General features: G+C 70.5%; 10 protein-coding genes and 1 pseudogene. 2 read left to right on the top strand and 9 right to left on the bottom strand.

The window, feature by feature from the left end; translation table 11 throughout:
- Positions 1–494: 494 nt before the first annotated feature.
- The 3 genes and pseudogenes from AB0I21_RS26360 to AB0I21_RS26350 form a co-directional block, all read right to left on the bottom strand.
- Positions 495–827 (bottom strand): annotated as a pseudogene (locus tag AB0I21_RS26360) (ISNCY family transposase); the annotation flags it as partial.
- Between the two features lie 733 nt (positions 828–1,560).
- Positions 1,561–1,950, bottom strand: coding sequence for a helix-turn-helix transcriptional regulator (locus tag AB0I21_RS26355; RefSeq protein ID WP_360564997.1), 390 nt, complete (start codon positions 1,948–1,950; stop codon positions 1,561–1,563).
- Positions 1,951–1,964: 14 nt separating this feature from the next.
- Positions 1,965–2,117: a hypothetical protein gene (locus AB0I21_RS26350; protein ID WP_360564996.1), complete on the bottom strand. Its 153-nt coding sequence runs from the start codon at positions 2,115–2,117 to the stop codon at positions 1,965–1,967.
- Between the two features lie 238 nt (positions 2,118–2,355).
- Here AB0I21_RS26350 and AB0I21_RS26345 point away from each other — a divergent pair, with 238 nt between their 5' ends.
- On the top strand, positions 2,356–2,664 hold the full coding sequence (locus AB0I21_RS26345) for a hypothetical protein (protein WP_360564994.1): 309 nt from the start codon (positions 2,356–2,358) through the stop codon (positions 2,662–2,664).
- A 14-nt stretch (positions 2,665–2,678) separates the two neighbouring features.
- The gene (locus AB0I21_RS26340; RefSeq protein ID WP_360564992.1) at positions 2,679–2,876 is read left to right on the top strand and encodes a hypothetical protein; all 198 of its coding nucleotides are present in this window, start codon (positions 2,679–2,681) and stop codon (positions 2,874–2,876) included.
- Positions 2,877–3,092: 216 nt separating this feature from the next.
- On the opposite strand, the gene AB0I21_RS26335 is transcribed toward AB0I21_RS26340, so the two are convergent.
- From AB0I21_RS26335 to AB0I21_RS26310, 6 genes are all read right to left on the bottom strand, one after another.
- Positions 3,093–3,332 (bottom strand): CPCC family cysteine-rich protein, encoded by a 240-nt coding sequence (locus AB0I21_RS26335; protein WP_360564990.1) that lies wholly within the window; start codon positions 3,330–3,332, stop codon positions 3,093–3,095.
- Between the two features lie 353 nt (positions 3,333–3,685).
- Entirely contained in the window at positions 3,686–4,312 is a 627-nt protein-coding gene (locus AB0I21_RS26330; protein ID WP_360564988.1) for a hypothetical protein, read from the bottom strand.
- Positions 4,313–4,494: 182 nt separating this feature from the next.
- A complete protein-coding gene (locus AB0I21_RS26325) occupies positions 4,495–5,076 on the bottom strand; it encodes a GNAT family N-acetyltransferase (RefSeq protein WP_360564986.1) in 582 nt (193 codons plus the stop codon).
- A gap of 210 nt (positions 5,077–5,286) precedes the next feature.
- Entirely contained in the window at positions 5,287–7,413 is a 2,127-nt protein-coding gene (locus tag AB0I21_RS26320) for a xanthine dehydrogenase family protein molybdopterin-binding subunit (RefSeq protein ID WP_360564984.1), read from the bottom strand.
- On the bottom strand, positions 7,410–8,405 hold the full coding sequence (locus AB0I21_RS26315; protein WP_360564983.1) for a xanthine dehydrogenase family protein subunit M: 996 nt from the start codon (positions 8,403–8,405) through the stop codon (positions 7,410–7,412). Before AB0I21_RS26315 ends, AB0I21_RS26320 begins: the two co-directional genes overlap by 4 nt.
- Complete coding sequence (locus AB0I21_RS26310; RefSeq protein WP_360564981.1) at positions 8,402–8,944, bottom strand: 2Fe-2S iron-sulfur cluster-binding protein; 543 nt, start codon at positions 8,942–8,944, stop codon at positions 8,402–8,404. The genes AB0I21_RS26315 and AB0I21_RS26310 overlap by 4 nt, the downstream gene beginning before the upstream one ends.
- Positions 8,945–9,081: the final 137 nt, after the last annotated feature.

The raw sequence follows: 9,081 nt of genomic DNA, 5'->3' as shown, positions 1-9,081 counted from the left end.
GACAAGGCGATCGGCGGGTACGCCGTCACCGGCCCCGACGACTCGTGCGCGGCCCGCCTGGACCGGGGTATCCGGGACGCGACGATGGTCCACGCCGGGCAGCGCGCCGGCCGTCCGAGACCCGCAACGCCGGGTTGCGGCAGCTCACGCGTGGACACCGCGTCTTCCCGCAATGCCACGCCTCTGCAGTCGCTCGTAGGTGCCGGAAGATCCCCGGCGTCGCTGTCGACCGCACCGGGTGGCGCTTCCGCCTCCTGCGGCTGACCGCGCCGCCCGCCGAGGACTACGCCGACGCGGCGCCGTTTTGATCCGTTCGATCCGGCGTCCGCGGTTCCGCACTCGCGCACCCACTTCCTCAGCGCAGGCCGACACCCGGCATCCACCGTCATCGGTGATTCCGTGGAATGTGCGTTCAAGCCGGCTTGGGATCGGCGCTGCCGCCCAGCCGACACGCCGCGGCGACGGTAAGCATCGGCCGGGAGTAGCCGCGGTTTGGGCATCCACCGCACCCGGACCTGCCGGCCGGCGTTGGCGCTGCCGTTCATCCACGCCCCCACGTAGAAGCGGGTGCGCCACTGCACGCCCTTGCCGGTGATCGTGCGCACCCGCCCGTCGTCTTCCAGCGTGAACAGCCGCAGGTCCTCGCCCGGCACAGTGGTCAGCGGGGTGGGGTCGTCCAGCCACGCCTGCAGCGGCGTCCTGCCGACGAGCACGTCTATCCCGTGCTGGCCGTTCCACCACGCCACCCAGGCAAGCAGCTCGTCGACGAACACGTCGAACCGCAGCGCGGGCGCGTCCGGGTCCGCCGTCTTGCCGTTGGCCAGCCGCGGCACCGCCGTGTACCCGGGGCAGCCCGGCGAAGAACATCGACTTTCACCGCGGCGTTGAGCGTCTCGACCGTGCCCTTTCAGGTGCGGCGTGTCGGGTGAGTATGTGGGTCGAACGGGTTCAGCCACGGTGCGCTCCTCGGTCGGTGGAGTGCTGCCTGGTGCTCGGCCTGGTGGATGGCGTCGGCCTCGGGTTCGGTCATCAGCTATTCCTCTCGCTGGTGGCGGTTGGTGCGGTTGCCAGTCATCGCCTGGTCCGGGCGGGTGGGGACGGGCTCATGCGCAGCGCCGTCGGCGGCGGGGCTGCGGCGCCGGCGCGGGCAGCTCGTCGACGAGCATGCCGGAGACAGGGCGCTCCTCGTCTCCAGAGACGCTGTCGCCGGGCTCGGCGTGGCGGCGGTACCAGGCGTCAAGCCGTTCGGCCAGGTGGGGATGTGCTGCGGCAGCGGTGAGGGCAGGTAGGTCAGCAGGGCCCAGGCGGTCGGCTGTGGCTGCTCATACCGCCGTCCGGCCACACCGGCCTCGACGGGTTCCTCGACGAGCTGGGCCGCCGCGCCGCCGCGGCCGGCGTGCCGGCGCAGTGCAGCGCCGAGTTCGTCGCGTTGACGGTCACGCTGCTGCGTGAGTCGCGCACCTGACCGCCTCGCAACCATGGTCCACGCCGACGTCGGCTGCTGCTGCGCGTGATGGCCGGTCTAACCCCTCGGTCATGGTGCGGGCGTGGCTGTTACGACTAGGGCACCTGGTGGTATCGGTGCCGCGAGGACGGGAGGCAGCTCCCTTCATCGTGTTCCTGCCCGGCCCGGCCCCGGTCCTCGGCCCGGCTGCGTTCCTCGATCCGGTCGCGGGCGTCGGCGAGCGCGTCGAGCTCGTCCGGTGACGCGTCCAGGAGCTGGACGAGGGTGTCGAAGCGGTCCGTCGGCGGCAGGATCTTGCCTGTGAGGTAGCCGCCGATGCTGCTGTGGGACCAGCCGGTGCGCGCGGCGAGCTCCCGGTAGGTCAGCGGCGGGTCGCCGCGGCGCCGCGCCTGTCGGCGGCGCAGGTGCCACAGCAGCTCGGCGAGGTCATCGGCGCTGGAGACGGTGGCCGCGGTCGCGACGACCACCGCGCTGTCACTGTCCACGATGGACGGCGCGGTCAGTTCTGCCAGGGTGGGTCCACGTCCATCAGGCGGTAGTTGGAGATCTCCGGCGGCTCCCGGTGGACATCCGGCGCTGCCGGCTGGAGCACCGCGACCGCGCCGAGTAACAGGCCGACGACAACAAAAAGTATGGATCTGCGTGCCGACACCTTGACTCCCTACGGGATCAGCATGTTGAGGCCGCAGGATATCAACCCGCCACCAGTCACTGAGCAAGGTGGATGCCTCCCCGTCCAGCCAGGCCGGAACCAGCCGCGGATAGGGTCGGGGGATGCGCGTCGAGGAGTTGCTGGCATTGGTGAAGAGCCAGACCCGCGACGCGCTGGCCGCGTTACGCGTCAGAGTGCCCGAGCTGGCCGACCTGGCCCAACCGGCGGAGGTGCCGTCATGACCGTCCCGTTGCGTGACGCGATGCGTGAGCTGGGAGAACCTATGTCACCTGCGCGGCTGCCCGAGGACCTGTGGCGGCGCGGGAGACGGCAGCGGCACCGGGGCAGGACCATCGCCGTCGTCGCCGCGGCGCTGCTCTGCGCGACCGTGGCCGTGGTGCCCGGCCTGCATGCTGAACCGCAGCCGGCCGACGGCAGCACGGCCATCCCCCGCAGCGTCGGGCTTCCCTACTTGTGGCAGGCGACGGTCGACATGGCGCCGCGGGGCCGGCCACAGTGCTGTTCGGCGGCGACAGTCTGGGGCTGATCAGTGACCCGTTCATGGGACAACTCCCTCTCGGCCTGGGCAGCGGCGTTCGCCCCGACGGCCGCGGGTTCGTCGCGGCGAGACCGACCGCCAACGGCACCGAACTGCGCGGCTACGACACCATCGGCCACCGGCTGTGGACCCACGACCTCGGCAGCCGGCGACTCGCAGGCTCGGGCGCCTACGCATCGTCGACGAGCGAGCAGGCGTAGCTGTCATCGTTGTTGAAGACGATCGCGTGAAAGCTGGCGCCGCCCGGATTCCCGGCCCCGATCCCAACAGTGAGCCGTGCGACGTGGTGCTCCGACCCGGTCGTCCAGCCGAAGGCGTACGACGCGAGCTCACCGCGCGGCCCGACGAACTCGCCGAAGGCGCGTCACTCCAAACCCCCGCCGCAGGCGCGTTCGTGGTCGGCAGCGCCGCCGGTCCTAGGGTCGTTCGTCGGCGCGGGGCGCGCGGACCAGGTCCTTGTAGCGGGGCGTACTGGCCCCGTAGATGCTGAAGTTCAGCCGAGCGTCGGCGAGGCTCAGATCGCCGTTGCGGCTGCCGGTCCCCACATCGTCGTGCACGTCGCTGCGGCCGTCATCGGTCCAAAAGCAGATCGGGCAGGTGCTGCACCCGGTTCGGAAACCACAACACGCGCACCGGGGCAAGGTTGGCTGACCCACGGCGACAAGCCTTCCACACGCCCGGCAGCGCCGGGAATAGCGGAGGCCGTTCGGTATGTTCAGCGGTTGCGCGCCCGGTCAAACCGGACCTGCTCGCGGACACCGTCTGCCGTGACGTCCTGCTGGACAACCTGCCACAGACAACACCAGTCTTGATGTACCGGGCGGGCTGGCGGGTTGGGCAGGTGAGCGGGCACCATGGTCGCCGTGACCGCGACCACCGCCTCGACCGTCCGCCGGGCTCGAGGCGGTGCCGGAGCGGTTGACCTACGTCAAGGCAGCCCGTCCGTCGAGGTCGCGGTGGCCGGCACGTCGATCCCGGCGACGCGGGACGGAAGACCCACTGACGCCGGTCAGCCCACTTGGTAGGTCAGCGTGACGCGATTGTTGTTCGGGTCGTACTCGCTCCAGGGCCGGGGCGACTGGAAGTCGTGGATATAGATCAGCGCGGTGTAGGTTCCCGGTGTTTGCGGGGCCCGGAAGGAGGTCGTGAGCTGGTAGGTCGTGTTCGTCGGGATGTTCTGGCAGTCGATCACGAGGCCGCCGTTGTAGCATGCGTAGCATGCCGTCGCCGGGGCCTCGGTGAAGCAGCCGACCGGTGCGCCCGCCGTCGTGCCGGGCTGGAAGTCCACGTACACCACGCCCGAGGTCGGGCCCTCCCACGGCCTGGGCGCGGTGTTTCCGCCGGTGCGCCAGCCCGTGTTCGTCACCAGCGCTGTGAAGGAGTACGTGCTGCCGGGGGCGACCGGACCTGCCGACGGGGTCATCCACAGCCCCGTGAACGACATGTCGACCCAGTAGCGGTAGCAGTTGACGCCGGTGCAGGTCGCGGCCGCTGCCGGCCCGGCGGAAACAGTCGCCCCGATCAGCACCAGACCGGCGGCCAGTAGGTGGAGTAGCCAACGCCCACGAGACATGACCTGACGGTAGACGTCGAATGCTGGTCGATCGATGCGACGGCGGCAACCCCACAGCTCCACTGCTGCTCCGGGAAGACGACGGGCTAGGCCATCATGACCAGACGCATCACCCGGCGTCAGTCGCGCCGGGCCGGTCGGCCCGCCTCCCGGGAGGCCCAGCGAGACTGCTGATTGTTGCCGACCTTCGTCTGCTGGCGGGTGCGGGCCGTTCACCGGTGCCCCGGCTGACCGGTTGGTGGCCATCACCAGAGCTTGTCGATCTCCCCTGGATACAGCTGGATGCGGGAGTGTTGGAATGACGCTTGCGCTTGACGGCCCGCGGTCGAGAAGAAGTCCGCCATCGTGACCTTGTCGAAGCCGGGCTGGTCGCTGGGGAAGGGAGCCTGCGGTGTTCCTCCGATGAGTACGGCTCCCGGAAGCACACGCCAACCGGCGCTCTCATAAAACGCCTGCAGCGGACGGTCGCACGTGAACAAGCCCAGGTCCAGGCCCTGGGTGATCATCGTCTCCCGCGCTGCTGTCACCAGCTGCCGGCCATACCCACGACCACGCGCCTGTTTGCTCGTCACCACCGTGCTCAGCCCGCCAGCAGAAAAACGCTGGCCGACATGGACGATCTCTTTGAACAGGATGTCCAGCGCGACCAGGACCGTTCCCTCGTCCACGAGCAGCATCGACAACGGCTGCAACGCCGGATCGTGCGTGGGCGAGTCAACGGGAACGTCCGAGACACGCTCGGACGGCCATACCTGCTCCTGGATCTCTCTCACCTGCACACGCAAGTCGGCAGGAGTGGCCACTTCTGGAAACGACAAGATCTGCACGCACGGATTGTGCTCGCGCGCCGCACAAGCGCAAGGGACTCAAATTTAAGTGGTCGAGCCTGCAGTTGCGCGCCGATGTCAGGGCGGGCGTCGGTCGCGCCGGTACCCAGATGAAAGGGCTGTCGACGGCTCCCTGGGAGCCTCGTCGGTGCGGCTGGGCGGAGAGAACCCGTTCGGCAGCTGAAACTGGCGTGGGTGAACGGCCACACGTCACGCGGCATGGACCTCTCCCGCCGGTGCCTGCGCGGGGACCGCCTCCAGCACCCGGTCCAGGCGGATGGGCAGGCTCCGTTGCCGTCTGCCGGTGGCGTGCCAGACGGCGTTGGCGATCGCCGCCGCGGTGCCGGCCGTGCCGATCTCGCCGAGGCCGTTGAATCCGGACGGGTCCTGCGGTTCGTAGTCGGGCACGAAATCGGCTTCGATGTCGGGCACGTCGGCGTGCGCGGCGATGTGGTAGCCGGCGAAGTCGCCGTTGACCTGCCGGCCGGTTCCGGGGTCCCGGACACTCTCCTCGTGCAGGGCCATGGACAAGCCCATGATCATCCCGCCGACCACCTGGCTGCGGGCCAGCATCGGGTTGATGACCCGGCCCACCGCGAACATCCCGAGCAACCGGCGTACCCGTACCTCGCCGGTGGCCGGGTCGACGGTCACCTCCGCGAAGACGGCGCTGAAGGTCTGCCGTTCCCGGGCAGGCTGGTAGTCGATCAATGCCGAGGTGTCCATCGTCGCGGTCACCGGACGTGCCGGGTCGTCCAGACGCTCTCGCAGCTTCTTGGCGGCCTCGATGATGGCGAACGACCAGGAGGTCGTTCCGCGGGAGCCGCCCGCGCCCCAGGCCATGCCGAGGTCGCTGTCGCCGATCCGGATCCGGATCTGCTCCGTGCCGACCCCGAGCGCGTCGGCGGCGACCGCGGTCAGGGCGGTACGGGCGCCGGTGCCGATGTCACTCGCGTCGATTCCGACCGTGAACGTGCCGTCGGTCTCGGCGGTGATCGAGGCGGTCGACGGGAAGACCCCGGCGCTGAACGAGGTTGCGGCCATGCCGCTGCCGATCAGCAGCGGACCTTCACGCCGGGTCCGGGGGTGCCGGTCACGCGCCGCCCAGCCGAACCGGCGCGCGCCCTCCTGCAGGCAGGAGATCAGACGCCGGCTGCTGAACGGGCGCCCCGAGACGGGGGCCGCGGTGGGCTGGTTGCGCAGGCGCAGTTCGAGCGGGTCGAGGCCCAGCCGTTCGGCAACCTCGTCCATGGCGGACTCCAGGGCGAACGAGCCGGGCGTCGCACCGGGTCCCCGCATCGAGGCCGGCGGCAGGACGTCGAGGGGGACCGCGGTGAGCTGCGTGCGGATCGCCGGTGCCGCGTACAGGATCTTGGCCTGCTCGGTGCACCACTCGATGTACTCCGCGAGAGGCGAGAGGGCGTACGCCGCCCGGTGGTGGACGGCGCGCAGGCGGCCGTCGGCGTCGGCGCCGATGCGGACCTGCTGGTCGGTCGGCGGCCGCGACGCGGTCGCCTCGAAGACCTGTTCCCGGGTCAGGGTGACCCGCACAGGACGCTCGAAGCGCTCGCCGGCCATCGCGGCGAGGATCACCTGCGGGCCGCACAGTCCCTTGCCGCCGAAGCCGCCGCCGACGTGCTCGGAGCGGACATGCACCCGGTCCCGGTCGATGGACCACAGCGCGGCCAGCACTTGGGACACACTGAACGCACCCTGGTTGGAGTCCACGGCGTACAGATGACCGTTCTCCCACCACGCTGTCGCGGCGTGGGGTTCCATGGCGCTGTGGCACTCCTCCGGCGTGCGGTAACGCTCGTCGATCACCACCGCGGAGGCGGCCAGTTCCGCGTCCACGTCGCCGGTGTCCGCCTCCGGCCCGAACGCGGTCGACGCCGGACGGGAAGCCGGATGGTCGAGGTGGAAGCCCACGTCGTGCGGCTGCACGTCGTAGTCGACACGGATGGCCCCTGCCGCCGCCCGGGCCTGCTCCAGGGTCTCCGCCAGCACGAGGGCGATCGGTCGGCCCGCGTATGGGATCACGTCGTCCTGCAGAAGCTGCAGGCTGCCGTCGGGACCGAAGTAGTTGCCGGCCGCAGGGTTGAGGCGGGGTGCATCGCGGTGGTCGAGTACACCCAGCACGCCTGGCATGCCGAGCGCGGCGGACGTGTCGATGGCGCGCAAGCGCCCCCGGGACACGGTGGCCGTCACGATCCAGCCGTGGGCCAGGCCCGGCATGGGAACGTCCGCGGCATAGCGGGCGGTGCCGGTGACCTTGAGCGGCCCCTCGATCCGTGGGCGCGGCGCACCGACGGCACCGGTGATCGGTTCGCCGTTCATCGCTCGATCTCCGTTCCGGCCAGCTCACTGAGCACGGCTTCGATGAGGTTGCGGGCCAGGGCCACCTTGTATCCGTTGTCGCGCAGCGGTTCCGCGGCAGCCATTTCCACCTCGGCGGCGAGTCGGAACCGGCCGGCGGTGGCAAGTCCGTCCCGGAGGAAGGCCTCGGCTGCGCGGGCGCGCCAGGGCCGCGACGCCACACCGCCGAGGGCGATCCGCACGTCGCGCACCAGACCGTCGCGGACCTCGAGGGCGGCGGCGACAGAGACCGTCGCGAAGGCGTACGACGCCCGCTCGCGCACCTTGCGGTACCGCGACCGCCGGGCGACCGCGAGCCCGGGCAGGACGACCGCGGTGATCAGCGCGCCCGGCGGCAACGCCGTCTCGCGGTCCGGGCGGTCACCGACCGGCAGGTAGAACCGTGAAAGGGGGATCTCACCGGGGCCGTTCAGGGTCTCGTAGCGCACCACCGCGTCGAAGGCGGCCAGCGCCACCGCCATGTCCGAGGGGTGAGTCGCCGCACAGTGGTCGGACCGGCCCAGGATCGCGTGGTTGTGGTGCTCCCCGGCGATCGCGGGACAGCCGCTGCCGGGAACGCGCTTGTTGCACGGCTGTGCGAGATCGGCGAAGTAGGGACACCGGGTTCGCTGCAGGAGATTGCCGCCCACCGTAGCCATGTTCCGGAGCTGCCCCGACGCGCCTGCCAGGACGGCCTGGGTCAGCGCCGGATACCGACGCCGGACCTCGGGATGGGCGGCTGCGTCGCTGTTGGTCGTGGTCGCCCCGAGGACGAGTCCACCGTCCGGTGTCTCGTCGACCCCGTCCAGCGGGAGATGCCGGACGTCCACCAACCGGGCCGGCGCCTCGACCCCGTTCTTCATCAGGTCGACGAGGTTCGTGCCACCGCCCAGGTAGCGGGCGCCGGCGTGCTCCGCGACCGCCGTGAGCGCCTCGCGGACCTGGATCGCACGCTGGTACGCGAACTCCCTCATCGGGCTGCCTCCTCGCGGGCGGCGGCCTCGAGCACCGCGCGCACGATTGAGGGATACGCACCGCAGCGGCACAGGTTGCCGCTCATCCGCTCGCGCACCTCCGCGGTGTCCAGCTCGTGCGCCGGGCCGTCCGGCGAGACGTCGGCGGTGACCGCACTGGGCCAGCCGGCCGCGTGCTCGGCCAGCATCCCGACAGCCGAGCAGATCTGCCCGGGTGTGCAGTACCCGCACTGGAAACCGTCGAGCCGGACGAAGCCCTGCTGGATCGGGCCCAGGGCACCGTCGCCGGCAATGCCTTCGACGGTGGTCACGGCGGCGCCTTCGGCGGCGACCGCCAGAGTCAGACAGGACACCACCCGCCGGCCGTCGAGCAGCACCGTGCAGGCGCCGCACTGGCCGTGGTCGCAGCCTTTCTTCGGCCCGGTCCGGCCGAGGTTCTCCCGTAGTGCGTCGAGCAGTGTCCTGCGATTGTCCACAGTGAGCTCGTGGTCGGTGCCGTTTACGTGCAGCGTGATAGCGCTGCTGAAGGTTCCGGTCATCGCGTTCCTCTCGCTGTCCGCGGCGAATGTGCGTTGCCGCGAACAATTGATTCAAGCAGTTACCGAGGGGAGGATCTTGTCCGTTGATCGCGGATGCTTGCCTATTCCTCTTCGCCCGCCTCCTTTTCTGCGCCGCT

The sequence above is a fragment of the Dactylosporangium sp. NPDC050588 genome (genome assembly GCF_040654975.1).
GTDB lineage: Bacteria > Actinomycetota > Actinomycetes > Mycobacteriales > Micromonosporaceae > Dactylosporangium > Dactylosporangium maewongense.
The sequence above is the reverse complement of the archived record's forward strand: the minus strand, read 5'-3'. Positions and strand labels throughout refer to the sequence as shown.